The 24,312-nt window shown below is 65.5% G+C and carries 27 protein-coding genes and 1 pseudogene; 11 read left to right on the plus strand and 17 right to left on the minus strand.

Annotation, left to right across the window (positions count from 1 at the left end; genetic code table 11):
- The first annotated feature begins 23 nt into the window (after positions 1–23).
- Positions 24–797 carry a bacterial ammonia monooxygenase, subunit AmoC gene (gene amoC / locus AC0X69_RS13535; protein WP_482608318.1) on the plus strand — a complete coding sequence of 258 codons (774 nt, stop codon included), beginning with the start codon at positions 24–26 and terminating at the stop codon, positions 795–797.
- A gap of 185 nt (positions 798–982) precedes the next feature.
- Entirely contained in the window at positions 983–1,564 is a 582-nt protein-coding gene (locus AC0X69_RS13540; RefSeq protein WP_482608319.1) for a hypothetical protein, read from the plus strand.
- Here the strand turns inward: AC0X69_RS13540 and ygfZ are convergent.
- Positions 1,561–2,421 carry a CAF17-like 4Fe-4S cluster assembly/insertion protein YgfZ gene (gene ygfZ, locus AC0X69_RS13545; RefSeq protein ID WP_482608320.1) on the minus strand — a complete coding sequence of 287 codons (861 nt, stop codon included), beginning with the start codon at positions 2,419–2,421 and terminating at the stop codon, positions 1,561–1,563. The two genes, AC0X69_RS13540 and ygfZ, sit on opposite strands and share 4 nt — an antisense overlap.
- Positions 2,422–2,525: 104 nt before the next feature.
- On the opposite strand from ygfZ, the gene AC0X69_RS13550 reads away from it, so the two are divergent.
- From AC0X69_RS13550 to AC0X69_RS13560, 3 genes are all read left to right on the plus strand, one after another.
- Complete coding sequence (locus tag AC0X69_RS13550; protein ID WP_482608321.1) at positions 2,526–3,851, plus strand: dihydroorotase; 1,326 nt, start codon at positions 2,526–2,528, stop codon at positions 3,849–3,851.
- A 98-nt stretch (positions 3,852–3,949) separates the two neighbouring features.
- Positions 3,950–4,261 (plus strand): plasmid stabilization protein, encoded by a 312-nt coding sequence (locus AC0X69_RS13555; RefSeq protein WP_482608322.1) that lies wholly within the window; start codon positions 3,950–3,952, stop codon positions 4,259–4,261.
- A 36-nt stretch (positions 4,262–4,297) separates the two neighbouring features.
- Entirely contained in the window at positions 4,298–4,525 is a 228-nt protein-coding gene (locus AC0X69_RS13560; RefSeq protein ID WP_482608323.1) for a hypothetical protein, read from the plus strand.
- 93 nt (positions 4,526–4,618) lie between these two features.
- On the opposite strand, the gene AC0X69_RS13565 is transcribed toward AC0X69_RS13560, so the two are convergent.
- Complete coding sequence (locus AC0X69_RS13565) at positions 4,619–5,131, minus strand: hypothetical protein (protein WP_482608324.1); 513 nt, start codon at positions 5,129–5,131, stop codon at positions 4,619–4,621.
- Between the two features lie 125 nt (positions 5,132–5,256).
- Here AC0X69_RS13565 and AC0X69_RS13570 point away from each other — a divergent pair, with 125 nt between their 5' ends.
- Together AC0X69_RS13570 and AC0X69_RS13575 are read left to right on the plus strand one after the other, a co-directional pair.
- Entirely contained in the window at positions 5,257–7,716 is a 2,460-nt protein-coding gene (locus AC0X69_RS13570; protein WP_482608325.1) for a TIGR02302 family protein, read from the plus strand.
- A gap of 57 nt (positions 7,717–7,773) precedes the next feature.
- Positions 7,774–7,974, plus strand: coding sequence for a twin transmembrane helix small protein (locus AC0X69_RS13575; protein WP_482608326.1), 201 nt, complete (start codon positions 7,774–7,776; stop codon positions 7,972–7,974).
- 17 nt (positions 7,975–7,991) lie between these two features.
- Here the strand turns inward: AC0X69_RS13575 and AC0X69_RS13580 are convergent, their stop codons facing one another.
- The 9 genes from AC0X69_RS13580 to AC0X69_RS13620 form a co-directional block, all read right to left on the minus strand.
- Positions 7,992–8,468, minus strand: coding sequence for a TlpA family protein disulfide reductase (locus AC0X69_RS13580; protein WP_482608327.1), 477 nt, complete (start codon positions 8,466–8,468; stop codon positions 7,992–7,994).
- Positions 8,469–8,631: 163 nt separating this feature from the next.
- Positions 8,632–9,921 (minus strand): sialidase family protein, encoded by a 1,290-nt coding sequence (locus tag AC0X69_RS13585; protein ID WP_482608328.1) that lies wholly within the window; start codon positions 9,919–9,921, stop codon positions 8,632–8,634.
- 33 nt (positions 9,922–9,954) lie between these two features.
- The gene (locus tag AC0X69_RS13590) at positions 9,955–10,239 is read right to left on the minus strand and encodes a TonB family protein (protein ID WP_482608329.1); all 285 of its coding nucleotides are present in this window, start codon (positions 10,237–10,239) and stop codon (positions 9,955–9,957) included.
- A 167-nt stretch (positions 10,240–10,406) separates the two neighbouring features.
- Positions 10,407–10,931 (minus strand): hypothetical protein, encoded by a 525-nt coding sequence (locus AC0X69_RS13595; protein ID WP_482608330.1) that lies wholly within the window; start codon positions 10,929–10,931, stop codon positions 10,407–10,409.
- 64 nt (positions 10,932–10,995) lie between these two features.
- Entirely contained in the window at positions 10,996–11,484 is a 489-nt protein-coding gene (locus AC0X69_RS13600; RefSeq protein WP_482608331.1) for an energy transducer TonB family protein, read from the minus strand.
- A gap of 60 nt (positions 11,485–11,544) precedes the next feature.
- On the minus strand, positions 11,545–12,261 hold the full coding sequence (locus tag AC0X69_RS13605; protein WP_482608332.1) for an energy transducer TonB: 717 nt from the start codon (positions 12,259–12,261) through the stop codon (positions 11,545–11,547).
- The gene (locus AC0X69_RS13610) at positions 12,258–12,788 is read right to left on the minus strand and encodes an ExbD/TolR family protein (RefSeq protein WP_482608333.1); all 531 of its coding nucleotides are present in this window, start codon (positions 12,786–12,788) and stop codon (positions 12,258–12,260) included. The genes AC0X69_RS13605 and AC0X69_RS13610 overlap by 4 nt, the downstream gene beginning before the upstream one ends.
- Positions 12,788–13,432 carry a MotA/TolQ/ExbB proton channel family protein gene (locus AC0X69_RS13615; protein ID WP_482608334.1) on the minus strand — a complete coding sequence of 215 codons (645 nt, stop codon included), beginning with the start codon at positions 13,430–13,432 and terminating at the stop codon, positions 12,788–12,790. Before AC0X69_RS13615 ends, AC0X69_RS13610 begins: the two co-directional genes overlap by 1 nt.
- Before the next feature lie 163 nt (positions 13,433–13,595).
- A complete protein-coding gene (locus AC0X69_RS13620; protein WP_482608335.1) occupies positions 13,596–14,015 on the minus strand; it encodes a hypothetical protein in 420 nt (139 codons plus the stop codon).
- 125 nt (positions 14,016–14,140) lie between these two features.
- On the opposite strand from AC0X69_RS13620, the gene AC0X69_RS13625 reads away from it, so the two are divergent.
- The gene (locus tag AC0X69_RS13625) at positions 14,141–14,512 is read left to right on the plus strand and encodes a DUF2946 family protein (protein WP_482608336.1); all 372 of its coding nucleotides are present in this window, start codon (positions 14,141–14,143) and stop codon (positions 14,510–14,512) included.
- 75 nt (positions 14,513–14,587) lie between these two features.
- A complete protein-coding gene (locus tag AC0X69_RS13630; RefSeq protein WP_482608337.1) occupies positions 14,588–17,185 on the plus strand; it encodes a TonB-dependent receptor in 2,598 nt (865 codons plus the stop codon).
- A gap of 127 nt (positions 17,186–17,312) precedes the next feature.
- On the opposite strand, the gene AC0X69_RS13635 is transcribed toward AC0X69_RS13630, so the two are convergent.
- The 4 genes from AC0X69_RS13635 to AC0X69_RS13650 all read right to left on the minus strand — a co-directional run bounded on the left by AC0X69_RS13635 (position 17,313) and on the right by AC0X69_RS13650 (position 20,568).
- Positions 17,313–18,710 carry an NAD(P)(+) transhydrogenase (Re/Si-specific) subunit beta gene (locus tag AC0X69_RS13635; protein ID WP_482608338.1) on the minus strand — a complete coding sequence of 466 codons (1,398 nt, stop codon included), beginning with the start codon at positions 18,708–18,710 and terminating at the stop codon, positions 17,313–17,315.
- 4 nt (positions 18,711–18,714) lie between these two features.
- Positions 18,715–19,167, minus strand: a complete 453-nt coding sequence (locus AC0X69_RS13640) for an NAD(P) transhydrogenase subunit alpha part 2 (protein ID WP_482608339.1) — start codon at positions 19,165–19,167, stop codon at positions 18,715–18,717.
- Between the two features lie 37 nt (positions 19,168–19,204).
- The gene (locus AC0X69_RS13645; protein ID WP_482608340.1) at positions 19,205–20,332 is read right to left on the minus strand and encodes a Re/Si-specific NAD(P)(+) transhydrogenase subunit alpha; all 1,128 of its coding nucleotides are present in this window, start codon (positions 20,330–20,332) and stop codon (positions 19,205–19,207) included.
- An 89-nt stretch (positions 20,333–20,421) separates the two neighbouring features.
- Positions 20,422–20,568 (minus strand): aa3-type cytochrome c oxidase subunit IV, encoded by a 147-nt coding sequence (locus tag AC0X69_RS13650; RefSeq protein WP_482608341.1) that lies wholly within the window; start codon positions 20,566–20,568, stop codon positions 20,422–20,424.
- A gap of 281 nt (positions 20,569–20,849) precedes the next feature.
- Between AC0X69_RS13650 and AC0X69_RS13655 the strand changes: the two genes are divergently transcribed.
- Both AC0X69_RS13655 and AC0X69_RS13660 read left to right on the plus strand, forming a co-directional pair.
- A complete protein-coding gene (locus AC0X69_RS13655; protein WP_482608342.1) occupies positions 20,850–21,353 on the plus strand; it encodes a YciE/YciF ferroxidase family protein in 504 nt (167 codons plus the stop codon).
- A 43-nt stretch (positions 21,354–21,396) separates the two neighbouring features.
- Positions 21,397–22,184, plus strand: a pseudogene (locus tag AC0X69_RS13660) (SDR family NAD(P)-dependent oxidoreductase).
- Between the two features lie 77 nt (positions 22,185–22,261).
- Here AC0X69_RS13660 and groL read toward each other — a convergent pair.
- Both groL and groES read right to left on the minus strand, forming a co-directional pair.
- The gene (gene groL / locus AC0X69_RS13665) at positions 22,262–23,896 is read right to left on the minus strand and encodes a chaperonin GroEL (RefSeq protein ID WP_482608343.1); all 1,635 of its coding nucleotides are present in this window, start codon (positions 23,894–23,896) and stop codon (positions 22,262–22,264) included.
- Between the two features lie 42 nt (positions 23,897–23,938).
- Positions 23,939–24,226: a co-chaperone GroES gene (gene groES / locus AC0X69_RS13670; RefSeq protein ID WP_482608344.1), complete on the minus strand. Its 288-nt coding sequence runs from the start codon at positions 24,224–24,226 to the stop codon at positions 23,939–23,941.
- Positions 24,227–24,312: the final 86 nt, after the last annotated feature.

A 24,312-nucleotide genomic window follows, 5' to 3' on the forward strand; every position in this document is an offset into this window, starting at 1 on the left:
TTCGGCGAACCGGAGGAGAGAAAATGAGCATAACTACTCAGTCTGCGGCAGGCGCAATCGATCGCGCGCAGCCGGTCATTGACCTGAAGGGCATGTGGATCGGCCTGGCCGTTCTGAACGGGTTCTATCTGGTCGTTCGCATATACGAGCAGATTTACGGCTGGCGGGCTGGCCTCGATTCATTCGCGCCGGAGTTCCAGACCTATTGGATGAGCATTCTGTGGACGGAAATTCCGCTGGAGCTCATCTCGGGCATCGGCCTCGCCGGCTGGCTCTGGAAGACGCGCGTGCGTGACATGTCGACCGTGACCCCGCGTCAGGAGATGAAGGCCATCGCCGACAATGCAGCCTGGCTCGTCGTCTATGCGGCGGCGATCTACTGGGGCGCGTCGTTCTTCACCGAGCAGGACGGCACCTGGCACATGACGGTGATACGCGACACGGACTTCACGCCGTCGCATATCATCGAATTCTACATGAGCTATCCGATCTACTCGATTCTGGCGATTGGCTGCTTCTTCCACGCCAAGACACGGATCCCCTACTTCGCGAAGGGCTATTCGGTCGCCTATCTGATCGTTTCGATCGGACCCTTCATGATCATTCCGAACGTCGGCCTGAATGAATGGGGCCATACCTTCTGGTTCATGGAAGAGCTGTTCGTCGCCCCGCTGCATTGGGGCTTCGTGTTCTTCGGCTGGATGGCGCTTGGCGTGTTCGGAGTGGTGATCCAGCTCCTGCTGAACATCCATCGCGTCATCGGCAAGGAAGGCGTTGAATTGCTGACGGGCGCGTAAAACTTGTAGCTCTTCGCGCTGCGCCATGTTCGGACCTCCTAACGAGCGACGGCGTGGCGCGGAGGCGTTCGAAAACTCCCAGGATCAAGCGCCTTTCGTCGCTTTGAGCTGGAAGTCGATGGACGCGAGGCCTAAAAATGCGGCATTCTCGGTTTTCGAGACACCAGTCCAAGCCGGGCGGAAACATGCTCAGAATCAGGTTCTTCCTCATTCTCCTCGCGGCGATCGGCCTGGTCGCCCACGCGAACGCGCAGGCGGTGCGCCGGGATTCCGCCAAGGCGTTCCAGAAGGTTCGGGAATGCTCGGCCCAGATGGGCCCGAACGTCATAACCTTCACCTTCTATCAGCCGACGCAATCGCGAAGCCAGTTCTGCGAGGACATTCCCGAGACGGGACCGACGACCATCGTGGTCGACACGATGCAGGACGAATTGCGGGACATGATGGTCGAGATCCGCATCGTTGAGGCGGACCCGAAGGGGGACGACGAGGCTGCGCCGAACGAAGCCTACCTGCCGCCCGCGCAGTTCCAGACCGGCGTCATCCAGCTCGAACACGACTTCAAGAAGCAAGGCGACTATGTGGCGCTCGTGCGGGCGCGCAGCGAAGATGGGCGCAAGGAATACAACGCCCGTTTCGCTTTCTCGGTCGGCGAAGAGTTTCTGCGCGCCTGGAGCGCGGTCGCGGTCGCGACCGTCGTGGCGCTCGCACTCGGCGCGGGCTGGTACGTGCATGCCCTAGGCAAGCGAGCGTCGAAAAAGACCTAGCATTTCCGCCCCGTCGGCGCGTCTAGGCCGGGGGGCGCCGCGCTCGCCTCAAAAGACAAAGCCGCCCCCGCCGCCACAGGGGTCGCGCCGGCCGCCAGCGCGTCGCCCAGGCGGTCGATGCGGATCATGGCGAGACCCTCTTCATCGAGGCGCGAGCCGGTGACGCCGATTTCAAGGTCGCCGGCGCGGATCGCCTCGCCCGGCGCGGGCGCGCCGCCTTGCGCGCGATATTTCGTGACCCGCTTGCGCACCAGGCCGCGGTGCTTCATCCGCGAGACCACTTCCTGCCCGACATAGCAGCCCTTCTTGAAATCGATCCCCGAGAGCAGATCCATGTTCGCCTCGTGCGGAAAGGTTGCGCCATAGTCGAAATCGACGCCGCCGAGCGGCACGCCGGCATGGATGCGCCGCGCTTCGTAGTCCTTTCGACAATCGTTCGTCGGTATCTTGCCTTTTACGGCAATGGCGCGGAATCCCAGCGGACCGCGCGGGTCGGCGGCGATCGCGACGGCCTCGACCTTGGGGGCCTCGGCCTCATCCGGAAAAGCGATCGCTTCGAATTCGTCGCTGCGGTTCGTCACCGTCAGTTTCGAACGCAGTTTGTAGATGTTCAGACGTTTCTGAAGATCGGCGGCGAGGGCGAGCGGACAATCGAGCAGATAGCGGCCGTCGCCCGTCACGAAGACCAGAAAATCGAACAGGATCTTGCCTTGCGGCGTCAGCAGCGCGGCGAAGCGCGCCTCGCCGGGCTTGAGCGAGGCGATGTCGTTGGTCACGAGATTATGCAGGAACTTGCCGGCCTCTTCGCCCGCAATCTCGATGATTCCGCGGTCTTCAAGCAGGATCGCCGTGGTCATGTCTCTCCTTCGCCTCCGTCGCCGCCTGCTTGAGTCTCGCGCGCCTTTGGCGCATTAGCAACAAAGCTCCATTTCACGTCGGCATCGCAAGCGAGGCGCCACTCATGCCGCAGGTCTTTGACGTCATCCTCTCCGGCGGCGCGCTCGTCAATCAGGACGGGGAGGGCGCCCGGGACGTCGGCGTCCGCGGCGGCAGGATCGCCGAGATCGGCGATCTGTCCTGCGCCTCGGCCGGGGAGACGATCGACTGCCGCGGTCTCCATATCCTGCCCGGCGTGATCGACAGCCAGGTGCATTTCCGCGAGCCCGGCGCGCCGCACAAGGAAGACCTTGAATCAGGCTCGCGCGGCGCGGTTCTCGGCGGCGTCGTCGGCGTTTTCGACATGCCCAACACCAATCCGCTGACGACGGGCGAAGCGGAGCTTGCCGACAAGGTCGCGCGCGCGACCGGGCGCATGCATTGCGATTTCGCCTTCTGGGTCGGCGGCACGCATGAGAACGCCGCGCATCTGAGCGAGTTGGAGCGCCTGCCCGGCGCAGCGGGCGTCAAAGTCTTCATGGGCTCCTCAACCGGCTCGCTGCTCATCGCCGACGACGCCGGGATCGCCGAAGTGCTGTCGCATACGCGCCGGCGCGCCGCCTTTCACAGCGAAGACGAAGACCGGCTCAATCTGCGCAAGTCCCTGCGCATCGCCGGCGATCCGTCCTCGCATCCGGTCTGGCGCGATGTCGAGACAGCGGTGCGCTCGACGCGACGGCTCATGCATATCGCGCGCGAGAAGCGCGCGCTCGTGCATGTGCTGCATGTGACGACGCAAGAAGAGATCGCGCTGCTCGCCGAACATAAGGACATCGCCAGCGTTGAAGTCACGCCGCATCATTTGACGATGGACGCGAGCGACTATGCGCGCGTTGGAACGCTCGCGCAGATGAATCCGCCGGTGCGCGAGGCGCGCCACCGCGAAGCGCTTTGGAGCGGGGTCGCGCAAGGAGTCGTCGACGTGCTGGGCTCCGACCATGCGCCTCATACGCTGGAAGAAAAGGCCAAGCCTTATCCCAACAGCCCGTCGGGGATGACGGGCGTGCAGACGCTCGTTCCTCTGCTGCTGGATCACGTCAACGCCGGCCGGTTGACCCTGCAGCGTTTCGTCGACCTGACGAGCGCCGGTCCGGCGCGGCTTTTCGGGATCGCCGGCAAGGGGCGCGTGGCTGTCGGCTATGACGCCGATCTCACAATCGTCGACATGAAGCGGCGCGAGACGATCCGCAATTCCTGGATCGCCTCGCGCGTCAGCTGGACGCCCTATGATGGCAAAGAAGTCGTCGGCTGGCCGGTCGGGACCTTTGTGCGCGGCGCCAAGGTCATGTGGGAAGGCGAACTCACGACGCCGTCGCAGGGCGCGCCGATGCGTTTTCTCGCGGCGCTCTAACAACTCTCCTTTGCCAAAGTTTGCGCGACGCCGCGGAACATTGCGGCGGCGCCCGCGGTTAGTCGCTCATTCCCAATGCGCGCAAAAGGAGATGAGCCATGCCGCAGGGAGACAAGTCGGCCTATACCGACAAGCAGAAACGCAAGGCCGAGCACATCGAGGAAGGCTACGAGAAGCGCGGCGTGCCCGAGAAGGAAGCCGAGCGCCGGGCCTGGGCGACGGTCAACAAGGACGACGGCGGCGGCAAGAAGTCAGGGTCCGGCCGCGGCGCGAAGAGCAGCAATGCGGCGGCGCGCAAGGGCGGCAAACGGGGCGGCGAAGCTTCCGCGTCGCGTCCGGCTTCCGAACGTTCGGCGTCCGCCAAGAAGGCCGCGGCGACGCGCAAGCGAAATGAACGGCGCGCCAGCTGACGCGGCGTCAATGATGCGAACCCAGGAGAACACGCAATGACCGCCCAGAAGGACGTGCAGCCGCAGAATGAAGGCGAGGGCAGCCGCACCGCCGCCAAACAGTATAATGAGGCCACGAGAAAGTTCGTCGAAAGCGGCAAGGTCGACAAGGCGGCGAAGGACGCCGAACGGGCGATCGAAGGCGACGAGGCGGAAGCGCTGAAACGCGCCGAAGACGAAGGCCGCGCGCACGCCGCGCCGCACGAGCAGGAGCGCGAAATCTGAACTGCGCGGTTGTCCGCGACTCTCCCAACAGATCGGCGGCGCTTTGAGATGTCGAAGCGCCGCCGTTCGCTGTCTGCCGCTCCGCCCAGGCGGTCAGTCCTCGCTCCAGAAGTAATGCCAGACGCCGTCCGCCGCGATGGCGATGCGCGTCGCATGCGGCTTTCCTTCGGCGTTCGAGCGCGCAAGATCGGCGAACCGCACGCAGCGCCACCTTCCGAGCGCCTCACCCACAGTGGCCGGGGTCTGCGGAGAGCGGGCGAAGGCCGGCCATTCGTAAAGCGTCGTCGGCCCGCGGACGATCTTGACGTAGGGCTGCGCGAAAATCGAGCGGATGAGCGAAATCGTTTCGCGGCCCTTGCGATCGAACGAAAGCGCCTTCAAAATCTCGATCGGATCGGTTCCGGCCCTGAACGCGCCGCTCTTCGCGAACAGCGGGCGCGTCTCGTTCCAGTCGATTGGAATGCGCAGCGCCTCGACGTCGCCCGTCTCGCAGGCGGCGAGAATCTTGTCGCGGATCCTGACGACGGGCGCGGGCAGGAGCGCGAGGTCGCCGATGGGCGGCGAGACGATGTCGCTGATGGCGTCGCGCTTGGATTTGCGGAACATTGCAGCATGTTAGCGCGCTCCGCCCCTCATGCGCCATCGCGCTGAAAATGACCGTTTTTCTACGGCCAAGATTGTCTGCGGCCGATGAAACCGCCATTGTAGTCGACGCGCCTCCCGGAGATTGAATGGACGAGCTTCAACAGAATCCGCCCGCGGCGAAAGAGACGTCGCCGCGCCTTGAGGCGATGCTTCGCCGGTCGGCGCTGGCGATCGCCGCCGAGCGCGTCTGGCGGGCGGGCCTCGCCGTCGGCGTGCTTCTTCTGTTCTTCCTCGCCTTCTCCTGGCTGGGCGTGTGGCAGGCAGCCCCGCTGGAAGCGCGCATGGCCGGCGTGGCGCTCTTTGGCTTCGCCGCGCTCTATGTCGTCATTCGCGAATTTGCCCACGGCTGGCCGCATCGGGCCGCGGCGCTCGAGCGGCTGGATCGCGGCGCCGACCACGCGCTGCGCCCGGCGTCCTCGCTCGAGGACCGGCTCGCCAGTCCAAACGCCGATGCGAGCGTTGAGGCGCTTTGGGCGTTGCACCGCCGGCGCCTCGAGGCGGCGCTGGCGAAGACTCCGGTCGAGGCGCCGCATCCGCAAGTCCCGAAGCGCGATCCCTATGCGCTGCGCGCGCTCGCGCTCGTCGCGGCGGTGGCGGCCGGCTTCGCGGCAGGCGATGAAAAGCGCGCGCGAGTCGCCGCCGCCTTCGACTGGCGCGCCGCCGCGAGTTTCGGCGCCGGCGGGCGCGTCGACGCCTGGCTGGAGCCGCCGGCCTACACAGGGCGTCCGCCGATCGTGCTCGCGAAGGAAGGCGACGCGCCGATCGAGGCGCCCGTCAATTCGACGCTGCGCATCCGCCCGCCGGACGCGGGCGTTTCCGTCTCGGGCGGACTCGCCGCGCAGGGCGCCGTCGACAAGGCGCAGAAGGAAGCGCCCAAAGAACAGGCGTTCAAACTCTCGGGAGCGGCGCAACTGTCGCTGTCCGACGGCCGGCGCTTCGACCTCGCCGCGATCCCCGACAGGCCGCCGAGCATCGCGCTGACCGAAAAGCCGCGCAACAATGCACGCGGCTCGATGACGCTCGCCTTCAGCGCCGCCGACGATTACGGCGTCGTCAGCGCCGAAGCCGTATTCAGCAAACCGCCCGGCGGCCGGCGCGCGCTCTATGAGCCGCCGCGCCTCGCGCTCGCTTTGCCGCCCGGCGGCGGCGGCCAGGGCGAGGCGAAGGCGACGATCGATCTCTCCGACAGCCCGTTCGGCGGCGCGAAACTCGAGATGCGCCTCGTCGCCAAGGACGCCGCGGACAATGAAGGCGCTTCCGAGCCTGTCGTCGTCGTTCTGCCGCAGCGCCGCTTCGTCAAGCCGCTCGCGCGCGCGCTCGCCGAACAGAGGCGGATTCTGGCGCTTGATCCCGATTCTCGCGCCGATGTTCGCGCGGCGCTGGAGGCGCTGTCGCTCGCCCCCGAAGTCTTCGACACGCCGTCCGCCGTGCACCTCGGTCTGCGCGAGGCGCGGCGTGGCCTGGAAGGTCCGCGCAGCGACGATGAATTGCGCGGCGTTTCGGAAATGCTGTGGGCGATGGCGCTCAACCTGGAGGAGGGCGACATCTCGCAGGCGGAGCGCGATCTGCGCGCGGCGGAGCGCGAGCTGAAGGACGCCATCGCGCGGGGGGACGGCGAGGAGGAGATCGCCAAACGCGCCGAAGAGCTTCGCGCCGCGCTGGATAAATTCCTGCAGCAGCTCGGCAGCCGGCTGCCGCCGCCGGGCGCGCCGACGCAGGAGTCGGAAGGCGGCGCCGACACCGTCACGCCCGACGAGTTGCAGTCCATGCTTGACGAGATGAACAGGGCCATGAAGGCCGGGGACATGGCGCAGGCGCAAAGGCTCCTGGATGAACTCCAGGACATCCTCGAAAATGTGCAGACGGCGCAAGGCGAAGGTCAGCAGCGACGGGCGCGCGGCCGCGAGATGGGGCGCGCGCTCAACGAACTCGACCAGCTCTCGCGAGAGGAGCAGCAACTGCGCGATGAAACATTCCAGGGGATGAACGCGCCCGAGGATACGGAATCGCACGCCTCACGCGGCCGTCGCCAGAACGGCCAGCACAATGAGCAGTTCAGCGCAGAGCGTCGGCGCCAGCAGGCGCTGCGCGAACGGCTCGAGCGCCAGCAGGACGCGTTGCGCGAGGGCGGCGTCGAGGGCGGGGAAGACCTCGACGACGCGCGTCGGGCGATGAAGGAGGCTGAAGAAGCGCTCGGCAAGCCCGGCGACGGGCGCGGCCGCGCCGTCGACGCGCAGGGCCGCGCCGTGCAGGCGCTGCGCAAGGGCGCGGACAGGCTGGCGCAACAGATGCGCGGCGAGGGCGACGAAAGCGCCGAAGAGGGTGGGAGCCCCGGCCGTCGCGGCCGTCGCGGCAAGGGCCGCGACCCGCTCGGGCGCGCGCCGGGGGACGGCAACCGGCCGGATCTTTACGGCAAATATGATCCGCTCGGTCTGCCGCCGGCGCAGCGCGCGCACCGGTTGCAGGAAGAGTTGCGTCGGCGGCTCGGTCAGCCCGAGCGCCCGCAGGAAGAGCTCGACTATCTGCAGCGGCTGCTGCGGCGATAAACGCCTTGCCCCGGCGCGCGCGCTTCTCTACAGCGCACTAGAGGAGAAGCGCCGCTCATGCCAAGTTATTCAAATCTGTTGGTCATTGTCGCCGTGGCGGCGGTGGCGCTCGTTGTCGTCGCCGGATTCATCAATATGTTTCGCGGCGGCCATGGCGCGCCGGCCCGCGCACAGAAGCTCATGCGCTGGCGCGTCGGCCTGCAATTGCTGGCGCTTCTCATCGTGCTCGGGGTGATCTACGCGCGAGGCCGCTGGTAAGCGGACTCCACGAGCGCTTACTTGCCGGCGCGCTTCTGCAGCCACTCGACGATCAGCGGATCGTCGACCGCTCCCGTCACCGTCACGACGCCGCCATCAGGCGCGACCAGCGCCGTGAAGGGCAGCTCGCCGCGCCAAGTCGTGTCGGCTTCAAAATAGAGCTTTTCGACGAAATCGTCGGCGAAGCCGTAATGCTCGGCGTTCGTTAGCCCGGCCTTCTCGATGCGCGCTTGCGCACGGCCGCGGTCCTCCTCATCGTCAGTGTTGACGAAGACGACGTCGATTCCCTTTTGCTCGGCGACGAGTTTCGCCCATTGCGGCAATTCCACGAGGCAAGGCGGACATATCACCGACCAGAAATGCACGAGCAGCGGCCGGCCGGCGTGCGCCTTGGTCAATTGCGCGAAGGCGCCGCGGCCATAGGGTTTGAAGTCGAGCGCGGCCGCGCCGCTTGCGGCGAGCGCGAAGGCGAAGACGAGGGCGGCGAGACGCATCAGGCGAGTTCCGAATCGAAGTTTTTCAGTTTGTCATTGCCGGCAGTCCGCAGGACTGACCGGGATGCAGTGCACAGCCTACTGAATCGAGTTTCGGCTCTGGATTTCCGATCGCGCGAAGCGCGCGTCGGGAACGACAAAGCCGTGTGCAGCGCGCTCAAACTCATCGCAGCGCCGCTGCGCTTTTCTCGTCCCGCGGCAGGGGCGACAGGCGATAGCCTTCCTTATGAGTGAGCCACGAGAGATATGCCGCGCCTTTATGGGCGATGAGCTCAGGATGGTCGGAGGCGTCGGACGTCTGCCCGATCACGCGCGGCGCGCTCCAGCTCTTGCCATTGTCGCGCGACATCTGCATCGCCACGGTCGTCGTCGCGCCGTCGAACTCCTTCCAGACGCGATAGACGCGGTCTTTCGTCGCGAGCAATGTCGGATGTCCCGGCGCGCGCGCGTCGTCGCCGAATTTCTCGGGCTCGGAGAAGCTTTTGCCGTCGTCGAGGCTGCGGGCGTAGAACAGCCCCTGGCGCTTCTTGCCCTTGGTGAACCAGACGACATGCCATGCGCCGCTCGCGTCGATGGCGAGCGAAGGCCCGTGATGCGGGCAGCTGTTGATCGCCCAGTCGTCGTCGGAAACGCGCGTCGCCGTCGCCCGGCTGGCGTCGGCGCTGAGCTTGGCGACCATGTGGTCGCGAACATTGCCGTCCATAACCTGCCGCCAGGCGAAGACCGGCGTTCCGTCCTTGTCGAGCGCGCCCGACATGCGGCAGCATTCGCAGGCGTGATCGATCAGGATCGACTTGCCCTTGAACGTCTTGCCGCCGTCGTCGGAATAGCCGAATGCGACGCCGCTTCCGAGGAACTCCTTGCCTTCGGCTTTCGCTTTGAGCGCATGCGTCTTGTCGAGCCAGCCGGCGTAGATGCGCCCCTTGCGGTTGACGACGATGCTGTCGAAGCGCTGACCGCCTTCCGTAAGGAGCGGCTGCGGCGTCGAGAACGTCTTGCCGCCGTCCGTCGAGCGGGCGGTGAAAATCGTTCCGATCATCTGCTTGTCGGGCCGCGTCGTATAACTCACGAGCAGCGTCCCGTCGTTGAGCGGGGCGATTTTCGGGCGCGCGTCGCCATGCGCGTCGATCATGCCGTCGGCGACCGTCGCGATCGCCGTCGGCGCGGAAAAGGTCTTGCCGTTATCCGAAGAGGCGGCCGCGTAAACGGTCTTGCCGACGGAGAAGGCGAGCCACAGTCGTCCGTCCCTGGCGAAGGCGGGAACGGCGGTCGCCGCGCAGTCGACTTTCGCCTCGGCGCAAGCGGGGGCGGGCTGGTGGCCCATCGCGGCATGCGTTGCTGACTGAGCTGGCGTCGCCGCGTCCTTAGGAGCATCTGCGGACGGCGCGCCTTGTTGTGCGCCGGCGGGGTCCGAGGCGGCGAGCGCCAGTAGGGCAAGAGCTAGACGCTTCATCCTCTCCTCCGCAAGTCGATGCGCACGGCGCGATCATCTGAAGTTGAACGTTTGTTGAGCTGCAAAGCGGCTGTCAGGCGGAGGCGGCATGCGGACGCCGGAAACGATGGCTTCCGCCTGCTTCGCGTGGGCATGACTGCTCGCGGCCAAGACCCTAACATTCTTTAGACGGCCAGACGGATCAATCTCGAACTGGATGCGCGCAAAGCCCAGGCCGAGGCGTCGCGGGTCCAATCGAAAGACATGCGCTGACATGTCCAAATAAACGCGCTCACGCAGCATTTCCGCGACCCGCGCCGCGTAAGCGGCGCGCGCCATGTTGTCGCGGGCCGATGCCGCGCTCGGCAGCGCTGCTCCCGCTCCGGCGGCGAGCGACGCAAGGACCCATAACAGTGGGAAGAGGCGACGCGCTTTTCTTTCTTTGCGTTTCATCCCTCTCTCCCACTTGCGTCGGCGCGGCGCGGCGCGCCGACATCCGCGTCTCTCTAGTGAAATCTGAAACTTTGCACGCCGTCATAGGAGCCGCCGGGCGGCGGCGGCGCCCGCATGCCCGAGACGATGGAGCGCGCCAATTGGCCGTGCCGCGGCGTCGACGCCGATACGATTGTGACGCTGCTGGGCGCGCCCGAGGCGCCAAGACGGAAACGCACGACGGCGCTTCCCTCGCCGAGATTCGTCACGCCCGGCGAGCGCGCCCGAATGACCTGACCGAGCTTGCGCAGATAGGCTGCGTCCTCGACACGGCTCTTTTTGTCTGTCGGCTTTTCGGCGTGTTTCTCCTCCCGCGCGGCCTTCGCCTTCCTGTCGTTCTGTGCGCCGGTCTTTTCCTCGGTCTTTTCGGTCTTGTCCTCGCGCTTCGCGTCCTTGCTCTCTTCGCGCTTCGGTTCGGCGCCTTCTTCAGTTTTCGGCTTTGGCGCCTCGTCGATCGCGCGCGCCGGTCCGCTTGCGCCGAGCGCGCAGGCGAAGGCCAGCGCTGATAGGCCTAACGTCAGTCGAGAAATATGCCGCATCTCTCCCTCCTTCAAAAAACGCCCGTGTCGCGCGCGCCAATCCCGGCCCTTGGCCTCGCCGGATTCATTTTGGCGTTGCGCGGAACTTGAAAGTTTGTCCGACGTCCATGGATCCGCCTGGCGGCGGCGGCGCCTGCACGCTCGCGAGAATGCCTTTCACGGCCTCTGCGAGCGCAGGACTGGTCGTCTTGTCGATCGTCACCTTGTCGATCTTGCCCTGCGCGTTGACGTGAAAGCTCGCCGTGACCTCGCCTTCGCCGGCGGGGCTTTCCGACGGCGTTTGCTTGGCGATCGCGGTGTAGAGCGCGCCGAGGAACTTGCTTTCCGACATCGCCGGCGCGGCTGCGGGCGCGGGCGCGCCTCCCGTCGTGGCCGGCGCGGCGGTTGGCGTTGCTGGCCGAGCTGGCGCGGGGGCGCTTGGCGCCGCAGGTCGGATTGGCGTGGCCGCCGGAGTGGGCCTCGCCGCGGGCGCGGGTGAGGGTTTGGCGTCCTCGGCGTGCGCGGCGCATGCGGCGAGCGCCGCAGCGATCGGAAGAAGTCGCGCGAGTTTCATCGAGCCCCCAAAATTCCGGAAACGATCGTAACGGCGGGCGCGAGCCCGCCGTTATTCGCGTCAATGGAAGGCGAACGCCTGGCTGACGTAGGCCGAGCCGCACATGCTCGGCCCGCGCGAGGACGATACGATCCGCCGCGCCAGCGCCGCATGCGCGGGCGTCGATCCGGAGGCCGAGATGCCCGACAGGCCGCCGCCCGGATTGACGTGGAACGTCACGCTCGCATGGCCGGCGCCGAGGCTGGTGCTGCCGGGCGTGTGCCGGCGCAGCGCCGCGGCGATATGGGCGAGACAGGTCGCCTGGGAAGCGCCCGAACTCGCGGCCTGTCCCTCGGGCGCGCCGTAGCGCCGACGCGCCTGAGCCTCCTGACGCTGCTGCGCGCGCTGAACCTGCTGCTCCTCGACCTTCTTCTTGACCTTGTCGACGTCTTCCTTCTTGGCCGGCAAGGGCACCGCGTCGGGCGCCATCACCATCGGCGGCGGAAGCGCGATCTCAGGCTCCTCGACCGCTTCGGGCGGCGGCGCGTCGTCGGCTTCGGCGACTTCCTCCTGCTCGAAGAAGTCGCCTTCCGGCACGAGGTCCATGCTGACCGAGTCGAGCGACACGGCGGTCGGCTTCGCCGTATAGGCGAGGATGCCGAAGACCATGACATGGGCCGCGATGACTAGCACGGTGGTCACCGAGCGCAGCCACCCCGGCTTGACCGGCTCCGGACCGGAAGGCGGACGCTCGCCCTCCCGCGCCATGTCGTGCGGACTTAGCGCGAGATCCGTCATTTCGCCGAACCCCCCGCGGCGGCTGGAGCTTGCGCAGGCGCGGGGACGGCCGGCGCGGGCGCGGCGCGGCCGGGCGCGCCTTTTCCGGCCGGGCCGGTCTTGCTGCGCGAGTTGGTCATAATCGCGATATGGGTGATGCCGTTCGTGGCAAGCTTGTCCATCACCGCGACGACGTCGCCATACACCGCTTCCGTATCGCCGCGGATGTGAACGACGCGCGTCTGGTCGTCGCCCATCATCACCTTGATGCCGTCGATGAGCGCTTCATGGGACAGCTCGTCCGCGCCCAGCGCGATCTTGCCCTCCTTGCCCACCGTCACGACGATTGGATCCTTTTGGTTGATCGGCATCGCGGCGCTCGCCTGAGGCAGGTTCACCTTGACGCCCTTGGCGAGCAGCGGCGCGGTCACCATGAAGATGATGAGCAGCACCAGCATGACGTCGACGAGCGGCGTCACGTTGATTTCGGCGAGAGGCTGGTAAAGGCCTTCGGTAGCGCTCTGGCGCTGGCGTGAGGGCATACCCATCAGGCGGCCTCCCTCTCGCGACGCGGACGCGGCTGATGGCCGCTGCACATGAGGAGCGACTCGTCCTCGATGTAATGAGCGACCTGCTGACCGACGCGGGCGAAGGCGGCGCCGATGCGGTTATAGCCGACCGAGGCGGGGATCGCGGCGGCAAGTCCATAGGCCGTAGCCGCAAGCGCTTCGGCGATGCCGGGCGCGACGACCGCGAGGCTCGTGTCCTGCGACTGGGCGATGCCGGCGAAGCTCGTCATGATGCCCCAGACGGTGCCGAACAGGCCGACGAAGGGCGCAACCGACGAGATGACGGCGAGGTTGGGCAGGCCGCCTTCGGCCTTCGTCAGGAACTCGCGCGCGGCGCGGCTCATATGATCCGCGATGCGCGCGCGCTTGTCGCCGATGGTCTCGTCAGGAAGATCGAGCGCAAAGGCTTCTCGGCCGGCTTCAGCCACCGGCGCGAGAACGCCGACGTCGCCGCCTGCGCGCGCCGTGCGCGCCGATTTCGCGATGCGGGTGACGGCCACCACGCCTTCGACGATGAGCACCCACGTCCAGATGGACGCGAGCAGCAGCAGCGCCATGACGGCCTTGCCGACAGGGCCGGCGTTCAGGAACATGGCGAGAGGGGAAAGCGTGTTATAATCCATTTTCACTCACTCGTTTTCTTAGGACGCGCTTGCGGCGACCGCGCAGGCGAAGCGTCAGTTTTGATTTTACAGCGTCGTCGCGAGATGAGCGCCGTCCAAACGGCGAAAGCCACGACGAGACTCCGTCGCAGCGCGCCCGGAGCCTGTCGCAAATTCGGGGAACTTAAATTGAGGGCGGCGCGCGCGCGCCATTCGCGCCGCTCGACGTCAGACTTTTCGGCGGCAGCGCGGCGACGGCGCTATGATGGATCGAAACCGCTCGCTCCGCGCTGGGTCGCGCGACCGAAGCCACGCGCTCGGGCAGAACGGCGTGGCCCGCATGAGCGCTCAGGCAGCAGTCCGGGCATCGATGCGCAGGACGCGCGGGCAAGCCGTCGCGCTCCGCAGAAATCCCTTTCTGCGCGGAGACCGCATGCGTTCCAGACAGATAGCCGAAGTGATCGCAGGCGATGTCGCTTCGCTCGGCGAAGGCATGCGCAGGCCGCATCGCGCCGGACAAAAGAAGCGAAAACATCAGCGCGCAAACGGCGGCGACGGCGAATGCCGCGCGGAATTCCGGACGCATGGCGCGCAACTGTGACATAAATGTCTCTTAGTTGATTTTTTAATCTTTGACAACGAGCGAAGGCTTGGAGAAACCCCGATTGGGGGGGCACATGCTGGAACGGAGCCGTTGCGGTTAACGGCGCCAGAACTCGCCATGGCCTCATGCGCTTTCGCCGACTCCTCGCCGTCTTCGCGCTCGTCGCGCTCGTCGCGAAGCTCGTTTCGCCGTGCGAGGCGACTGCGTCGGCGTCTGTCGGCGGACCTAACGCGCAGATTGCAAAGTGCCATTTGGCCGCGATGGCGTCGCCTCTCGCGCAGGGCGATTCCGAACAAGCGCCATCGGGCGGCGTCGATCACGACGGATGCTGCGACCTCTGCCAAATCGGCTGGAGCACGCTGCCGGTCGCGGACAATCTCTTCACGATCGGCGGCTTAGAATACCATCTCGCGCCGCGGGCGCCCCCGGCGCCGGCGCTTGTCACGATACGGCTCAACCGCAGCGCCCCGACGCGCGGACCCCCTTCCTTCATCTGATCAATCGGAATGTCGGCGGCTCCGGCCGCTGAGATCAGTCGCGCCCTCTTGACCGGCGCTAGAAGGAATCATGTCATGTCTCGCTACTCGCTCCTGCGCGGCGTCTCCGCCGGCGCCCTCACAATCCTTGCGCTTTCCGAACTTTACGTCACAACTGCCGCCGCGCAGCAGTCGCTGCCGACAATCGATGTGGGCGGCCGCCGCAACGGCGTTCGGAGCGGCGGCGAACGCGTCGCGGGCCGTGGGACCGGCACAAACGTGGCTCCGGCTCCAGCCGCTTCGCCGCCATCGGTCTGGTCGGCGACGCTTCCCGACGGCAAGCCCGCCTTCGTTCAGAAGTGGCAATTGCCGAATACGGTGGCGAGCGTCACGCGTCAGCAAATCGAGCGCAAGATCAACATCGTCGATACGGAAGACGCGGTCAGATACATGCCGAGCCTTTTCGTGCGCAAACGCAACAGCGGCGACACTCAGGCGGTCTTGCAGACCCGCACCTGGGGCGTCGCCTCCTCGGCGCGCAGTCTCGTCTATGCGGACGATCTGCTGCTGACGGCGCTGATCGGCAACGACAATACGATCGGCGCGCCGCGCTGGGGCTTGGTCGCGCCCGAAGAAATAGAGCGCGTCGATTTTCTCTACGGCCCCTTTGCCGCGCAGTATCCCGGCAACTCGATGGGCGGCGTCCTCAAGATCACGACGCGTATGCCCGAAAAGCTCGAAGTCTCGGTCAAGAACACCACGACGGTGCAGGATTTCTCGCAATGGGGAACGTCGAGAGGCTTCGTCAATAACGTTTCGAGCTTTTTCGTCGGCGATAAGGTCGGCGACGTTCTATGGACCGTCTCCGGCAACTGGCAGCGCGGATCGCAGCAGCCGCTCACCTATGTCACGACGCCCAACTTCTATCCCGGCGGCTATGTCGCGACGAACGTCTATGGCACCACATTCGCCAATGTCATCGGCTCGACAGGCAACCTCGCCAACGACCAGGTCAACGCGAAGCTCAAACTCGCCTACGATTTCACCAACACGATCCGCGGCACCTACACATTCGGCTTCTGGTCGAATGACGGCCAGTCCTATCCCGAGAACTACATTTACTCCGGCTATGGCCCTTACTGGGGCGTGACCACGACGGGGCGCGGCCTCAGCACCGGTATTCTGCAGAACTTTGCGACGCAGGGGCGTTACCGGATTCAGGAAAAGATCATGGTCAACGCCGCGGCGGTGCGGTCCAACAGCGGCGGATTGTTTGACTTCGAAGTTTCAGCTTCAAATTTCACCTATCTGCAATCCGATCAGATCTCGCCCTGGTCCGCGGCCGTGCCTTTCGGGGGTTACACGCAGACCGGCCGCGATACGGCGTTCACAGGCACCTATTGGACGCTCTTCGACGCCAAGGGAATCGTGCGGCCGCCGGAAGGCCTGCTGCAGGGCCACGACATCTCTTTCGGCGTGCACGGCGATCAGTTTCACCTGAACAACCCGGTCTGGCTGACGACCAACTGGACCGCGGGGACGGGCGCAGGCACGGGCGCCGCGATCACCATCGCTCAGGGCACGACGCGCACGCAGGCGCTCTGGTTCCAGGACGCTTTCAAAATCACCCCGGACCTCAAGTTCACCGTGGGCTTGCGCGGCGAGCACTGGCAGGCGTCGGACGGCTACAACCAGGCGGCGGGCGTCAACAGTCTAGGCACGGCGCTGACAGGCTCCACCTTCTCGTGGCTGCCGATCTACCAGCCCAATCTTTACAGCACGCGCTTCTCGCCGAAGGCTTCGCTCGAATACAGGTATGACGACGACTGGCGCGCCGTCGGATCGATCGGCATGGCGAACCGCTTCCCGACGGTGCGCGAGCTCTACAATCTTGCGACGGTCGCGACCAACGGCGTCGCGACCAACCCCAATCCGAATTTGCGGCCGGAGTCGGCGCTCAGCAAGGAGCTGATGATCGAGCGCAGGCTTGGACCGGATGGAACTGCGCGCATCTCCTTTTTCGACGAAGAGGTGCGCGACGCGATCATCAACAAGGTCGTCTTCGTGCCGGGTTCGGCTGGCATACCTGTGCAAACGCCGACAAACGTTCAGCGCATACGCAACAGCGGCATTGAAGTGGCGTTTCAGAAGGACAACTTCTTGTTCAACAGGCTTGAGGTGCTTGGGAGCGGAACCTGGCTCAACGCGCGGGTGATCTCCGATCCGACCTGGATTCCAAGCACCGGGAATTTCGAGTGGCCCTGGGCGACGACGGTCGCCGGCAAGAATGTCCCGAACGTTCCAGAATGGCGCGGAACGCTGGCCTTCACCTATCGGCCGGACGATCACTGGGCCTTTACGCTCGCCGGCCGGTATCAGAGCAAGCTGTGGCGCACCTTGGCCAACAATGATCGCGCCTACGGCATCTATTTCGCCTTCGATCCGTTCTTCGTCGTCGACACCAAGATCCACTACAAGTGGAACGATAGGTTCTACTTCGATTTCGGCGTCGATAACATCGGAAACTATAGGTATTTCCTGTTCCATCCGTTCCCGCAGCGAACCTTCTATGTCGCCGGCCGCTATCAGTTCGGCGAGACCAAGGGCGAGCCGGGCCTCTTTTACACGGGCAACGAAGGCGGCTGGCCGGACTTCGGCGGATGGTTTCAGCCGGTCGCGTGGAACTGGAACTGAGTTAGCTGCGTGAAGCGCGGCGATCCGCGCTTTGCGCGTATTCTGCCGCGCAACATGCGCGCGCCGTCCGCTCAACAAAAAACGCCCGGGAGAAACTCCCGGGCGTTTTGCTTGGCGGCGCTGGGGCTCAGTGCCCGAGCGACTTCACGACGGATTCGACGGTCTTCTTGGCGTCGCCGAACAGCATCATCGTATTGGGCCGGAAGAACAGCTCGTTCTCGACGCCGGCGTAGCCCGACCCCATGCCGCGTTTCAGGAACAGCACCGTCTTCGCCTTTTCGACGTCGAGGATCGGCATGCCGTAGATCGCCGACGTCTTGTCGGTCTTGGCGGCGGGGTTGGTCACGTCGTTCGCGCCGATGACGAAGGCGACGTCCGCCTGTCCGAACTCCGAATTGATGTCTTCGAGTTCGAACACTTCGTCGTAGGGGACGTTGGCTTCGGCGAGCAGCACGTTCATATGGCCCGGCATGCGGCCGGCGACCGGATGGATGGCGTATTTGATGTCGACGCCTTCCTCCTTCAGCATGTCGGCCATTTCGCGCAGCGCGTGCTGCGCCTGCGCGACCGCCATGCCATAGCCCGGCACGATGATGATCTTGCCGGCGTTCTGCATGATGTAGGCGGCGTCCTCCGCCGAGCCCTGCTTGACGTTGCGCGTCTCCTTGCCGCCGGCGGGCCCCGCCACCTCGCCGCCGAAGCCGCCGAGGATGACGGAGATGAAGCTGCGGTTCATGCCCTTGCACATGATGTAGGAGAGGATCGCGCCGGACGAACCGACGAGCGCGCCGGTGATGATGAGCGCCAGATTGCCGAGGGTGAAGCCGATGCCCGCCGCCGCCCAGCCCGAATAGGAGTTGAGCATGGAGACGACCACCGGCATGTCGGCGCCGCCGATCGGAATGATCAGCGTCACGCCCAGCACCAGCGAGGCGAGGATCAGCAGGAAAAGCCAGGCGCCGCTCTGCGTGCCGACGAAGAGCGCGGTCAGCGCCAGCATCGCGACGCCGAGCATGATGTTGATCGTATGGCGCTCCGGCAGCAGGATCGGCTTGCCGGTCATGCGCTCGGAAAGCTTCAGATAGGCGATGATCGATCCGGTGAAGGTGATTGCGCCGATCGCCGCGCCGAGCGACATTTCGACGAGGCTGCCGGCGTGAATCTCATTCACGTCGCCGATTCCGAAGGCGCGCGGCGCGAAGAAGGCGCCGCCCGCCACGAGCACCGCGGCGAGACCGACGAGCGCGTGAAAGCCCGCGACAAGCTCAGGCATCTTCGTCATCGGAATGCGCTGCGCGATATATGCGCCGGCGCCGCCGCCGATGGCGACGCCGATCACGATCATCAGCAGGCCGCCGAAGGAAGGAAAATGCGTCAGCAGAGTCGTCGCCACGGCGATCGCCATGCCGATCATGCCGTAGCGATTGCCTTGCCGCGACGTCGCCGGCGACGAGAGGCCGCGCAGCGCGAGGATGAACAGAATGCCGGAGACCAGATAGAGGAGGGCTGCGATATTGGCGCTCATGGCGTCAGCCCTTCTTCTTGTACATGGCGAGCATGCGTTCGGTGACGAGGAAGCCGCCGAAGATGTTCACGCTGGCGAGAATGACCGCGATGAAGCCGAAGGCGTTCGCCCACCAAGAGCCCGAGGCCTCTGCGGCGGTCGTGCCTTCGACGCCGGCCGCGAGCAGCGCGCCGACGATGATGACCGAAGAAATCGCGTTGGTGACCGACATCAGCGGCGTATGCAGCGCCGGAGTCACCGACCAGACGACGTAATAGCCGACGAACACCGCCATGGCGAAGATCGCCACGCGGAAGACGAAAGGATCGATGGCGCCGCCGGCGAGCCCGTGCGCCGCCGCGGCGGCCGCCGTATGCGCGAGCTCCTCCGAATATTGTTGCGCCTGTTCGGCGAGATGGCGGGCGGCCTCGGCCGCCGCCTGCGCCTTCTCGAGCAATTGTTGCGTAGAGTCGGTCATCGCTTAACGCCCCTTTGTTTGATGCGCGCGCAGGCGGTTATTTGAAACGCTCGTCGATGACGGCGCCGTCGCGCGTCAGCGCGGTCGCCTTCACCAATTCGTCTTCCCAATTGATGGCGAGCTGCTTCGTGTCCTTTGAGACGAGCGTCTCGAGGAAGGCCAGCAGATTTCTCGCGTAGAGGCTCGACGCGGTCGACGCCATGCGGCCGGCGAGATTGAGCGCGCCGACGATCTTCACGCCGTCCACCACCACCGTCTCGCCGGGCTTCGTCGCTTCGCAGTTGCCGCCGCGCTCAGCCGCCAGATCGACGATCACCGAACCCGGCCGCATGGCGCGCACCATCTCAGCCGAGATGAGCTTGGGGGCCGGTCGGCCGGGGATCAGCGCGGTGGTGATGACGACGTCCTGCTTGGCGATGTGCGAAGCGACGAGTTCGGCCTGCGCCTTTTGATATTCAGGCGACATCTCCTTGGCGTAGCCGCCGGAGGTCTCGGCCTGTTTGAACTCTTCGTTCTCGACCGCGATGAATTTCGCGCCGAGCGATTCCACCTGCTCCTTCGTCGCCGGACGCACGTCGGTGGCGGTGACGATCGCGCCCATGCGGCGCGCCGTGGCGATCGCCTGCAGGCCGGCGACGCCGACGCCCATTATAAAAACTTTCGCCGCCGGGACGGTGCCGGCGGCGGTCATCATCATCGGAAATGAGCGGCCATATTCGGCCATCGCGTCAATGACGGCGCGATAGCCGGCGAGATTGGCTTGCGACGACAGGATGTCCATCGACTGCGCGCGCGTGATGCGCGGCATCAACTCCATGGCGAAACCGATCGCGCCGGTCTTGGCGAGTTCGGCGAGCTGAGCGCCCGCGCCGAACGGATCCATGATCGCGATCACCGCGAGATTTGGCTTCGCGCCCGGCAGCTCCGCCGCCGAGGGACGCCGCACGCGCAGCGCGACGTCGGCTCCCGTCAGCGCCGCCGCCGCGTCATTGGCGATCGTCGCCCCGGCCGCGGCGTAGTCGCTGTCCGAGAATCCGGCGGCGGCGCCCGCCCCGGCCTCAACCGCGACGTCGGCGCCGAGCCCGACGAATTTCTTGACGGTCTCAGGTGTGGCCGCGACGCGCGGCTCGGAATTATCCGTTTCAGCCAATACGGCGATGCGCATGACGAACTCCGGTTGCAAAAAAACCGTCGCCGCCAGCGTCGCCGACAGCGGTTGAAGCGGAGCGCGCCGATTGAGCGCGCGATGCGGACTTAGCGTGCGACGAAGAAATACAGCCCGAGCAGCAAAACCGCCGTGCTCACCGCGCCGATCTTCAGCAGCAACAAGAATGTCTTGTAGGTTCTTACGTGCTCGGCCCAATCGCCGTTCGATTCCATCGGCGTGCGCATGCTCGCCATCTTGCTCCTCCCGATTCTTGCTGACGCGCGCGTGACGCCGCGCGCGAAGCTGATGCTAAACGAGCGCGAGCCTCAGGGCAACGGCCCCGGCAGGCGGGCGCCTGCGGCGACCGGACGCGCAGGCGCGAAGCGCAACCGGGGGCGGCTTTCCTGGGCGGAACGGCCTTCGGAGCCGCCGAGGCGAGGAACATTCACGGGGCGGCGGCGTTCCAACGCACGCCCGCCAACGCATGTCTGCGCCGCGCGGGCCTCCCGAACATCGCTGAACCGGAGCGGGGACGATGGGCTTCTTTTCGAAAGACATCAAGACGATCGACGACTTGTTCGTGCACACGCTGCGCGACGTCTATTACGCCGAGAACCAGATCCTGAAGGCGCTGCCGGACATGGTTGAGAAGGCCTCCGATCCGCGGCTGAGGGAAGCCTTCGAGCAGCATCTGGCCGAGACGGAAAATCAGGTGAGCCGGCTCGAGAAAGTCTTCGAAATGCATGGCGTCGCGCCCAAGGGCATCAATTGCCCGGCGATCGACGGCATCCTCGAAGAGGCGGACGAAGTCTCCGGCGAGACTGCGGACAATGAAGTGCTGGACGCCGCGCTGATCGCCAGCGCTCAGGCGGTCGAGCATTATGAGATCACGCGCTACGGCACGCTGATCGCCTGGGCGAAAGGGCTTGGCCGCGAAGACTGCGCGCAGCTTCTGTCGGAAACGCTCTCCGAAGAGAAGAACGCCGACAAGAAGCTGTCTGCGCTCGCCGAAGGGCGCATCAACCGCAAGGCCGCCTAAGAGGAGGGCCGGCGCCGGCCTCAGCGTCGCGCCGGAGATTAAGATGGGACGGACTTCAAAGCCGCTCGCGATGGTGACGGGCGCCTCGTCGGGCATCGGCTACGAACTCGCCTTGATCTGCGCCCAGCGGGGCTTCGATCTGGTGATCGCGGCGGATCGACCTGGGATTCATGACGCGGCCTCCAGGTTTCGGGACCTCGGGCCGACGTTATCGAAGTTGAAACCGACCTCTCGATGACGGAAGGGGTCGACCGGCTGTGCGCGGCGTCCGGTGGGCGCCCGATCGACGCCCTTCTCGCCAACGCCGGGCACGGGCTGGGGCGTGCCTTTCTGGATCAGGACTTCGCGGCCGAGCGGCACGTGCTCGACACGAACATCACCGGGACGATCTATCTGCTTCACAAGGTCGCGCGCGATATGCGTGATCGGGGCGCGGGGCGCATTCTCGTGACCGGCTCGATCCCCGGCTTCATCCCAGGCGCCTAGCAGGCCGTCTACAATGCGACAAAGTCCTTCCTCAACAGCTTCTGCTTCGCGCTTCGCGAGGAGCTCAAGGGATCGGGCGTGACGGTCACCTGTCTGATGCCAGGGGTCACGGCGACGGATTTCTTCGAGCGCGCGGATCTGATGGACACGAAGGTCGGCCGTTCCGAAAAGGCGTCCGCGCGAGACGTCGCGGACGAGGGCTTCGAGGCGATGATGCGGGGAGACGCCGAGATCATCAGCGGCTGGGGCAACAAGCTGCAGGTCGCGACGGCGAACATCACGCCCGCGCAGGTCCTTGCAAAGCGGCATGCGCAAATAACCGCGCCTGGCACCGCCGGTCAGTAGCAGCTAGACGAGCCGAGCATGAAAAAAGCCCCGGACTTTCGTCCGGGGCTTCGTTTCGTTGGCTGAGCGTGAGGCGCTTAGAAGTCCATGCCGCCCATGCCGCCGCCCGGCATGGCCGGCGGGGCTTCCTTCTTCGGCGCCTCGGTGATCGTCGCCTCGGTGGTGATGATCAGGCCGGCGATCGAAGCGGCGTCCTGCAGAGCGGTGCGCACGACCTTGGTCGGGTCGATGATGCCGAGCTTCATCAGATCGCCATACTCGCCCTTCTGCGCGTCGAAGCCATAGCCGTATTCGGAAGCCTCGAGCAGCTTGCCGACAACAACGGCGCCGTCGCCGCCGGCGTTGTCGACGATCTGGCGCGCCGGCGCCTGGATCGCCTTGCGGACGATGTCGACGCCGGTCTGCTGATCCGGATTGCCGACCTTGACCCCTTCGAGCGCCTTGATGGCGCGCAGCAGCGCCACGCCGCCGCCGGGCGACACGCCTTCCTCGACCGCCGCGCGGGTGGCGTTGAGGGCGTCGTCGACGCGGTCCTTCTTCTCCTTCACTTCGACCTCGGTCGCGCCGCCGACGCGGATCACCGCGACGCCGCCCGCGAGCTTGGCGAGACGCTCCTGGAGCTTCTCGCGGTCGTAGTCGGAGGTGGTTTCCTCGATCTGGCCCTTGATCTGGGAGATGCGCGCCTCGATGTCCTTCTTCTCGCCGGCGCCGTCGATGATCGTCGTGTTCTCCTTCTCGATGCGCACGCGCTTGGCGCGGCCGAGCATGGCGAGCGTGACGTTCTCCAGCTTGATGCCGAGGTCCTCGGCGATCATCTGGCCGCCGGTGAGGATGGCGATGTCTTCGAGCATCGCCTTGCGGCGATCGCCGAAGCCCGGCGCCTTGACGGCGGCGATCTTCAGGCCGCCGCGCAGCTTGTTGACGACGAGGGTCGCCAGCGCTTCGCCTTCCACGTCCTCGGCGACGATGAGCAGCGGCTTGCCGGTCTGCACAACGGCTTCGAGGATCGGCAGCAGCGGCTGCAGCGTCGACAGCTTCTTCTCGTGGATGAGAATGTAAGGTTCGTCGAGCTCGGCGATCATCTTCTCGGCGTTGGTGATGAAGTAGGGCGAGAGATAGCCGCGATCGAACTGCATGCCCTCGACGATGTCGGTCTCGGTCTCGAGGCTCTTCGCCTCCTCCACCGTGATCACGCCCTCATTGCCGACCTTCTGCATCGCCTTGGCGATTTCCTCGCCAATGAACTTGTCGCCATTCGCGGAGATGGTGCCGACCTGGGCGATCTCGTCGTTCGAGGTGACTTTCTTGGAATGCTGCTTGAGGTCGGCGACAATGGCCTCGACGGCGAGATCGACGCCGCGCTTCAGATCCATCGGGTTAAGGCCGGCGGCGACCGCCTTGGAGCCTTCGCGGGCGATCGAGGCGGCGAGAACCGTTGCGGTCGTGGTGCCGTCGCCGGCGATGTCGTTCTGCTTCGAGGCGACTTCGCGGACGAGCTGGGCGCCGAGATTTTCGAACTTGTCGGCAAGCTCGATTTCCTTGGCGACGGTGACGCCGTCCTTGCTGATGCGCGGCGCGCCAAAGGACTTCTCGATGACGACGTTGCGGCCCTTGGGGCCGAGCGTCACTTTGACGGCGTTGTTGAGGATTTCGACGCCGCGCAGAATGCGGTCGCGGGCGTCAGTGGCGAAACGGACGTCTTTTGCAGCCATTTAGAATTCTCCTGAGGGTTGGAAGCGAACGGCGGCGTCGAGTCAGTCGACGATGCCGAGGATGTCGCTTTCCTTCATGATGAGCAGGTCTTCGCCGTCGATCTTGACTTCGGTGCCGGACCATTTGCCGAACAGCACGCGGTCGCCGGACTTGACGTCGAGCGGGTTCAGCTTGCCGTTTTCGTCGCGAGCGCCCGGGCCGACGGAGACCACCTTGCCCTCTTGCGGCTTCTCTTTCGCGCTGTCCGGAATGATGATGCCGCCTTTGGTCTTTTCCTCGCCTTCGAGTCGCTTGACCACGACGCGGTCGTGGAGGGGACGGAACGCCATAGTGAATCTTTCCTTTTCTGACCCGACGGGGTTCTGGCCCCGCCAAAAAGGGATATGCGAACGCCTTGTTGGCACTCGCCTGAGGT

Source organism: Methylocystis sp. Uni0008 (genome assembly GCF_056838045.1).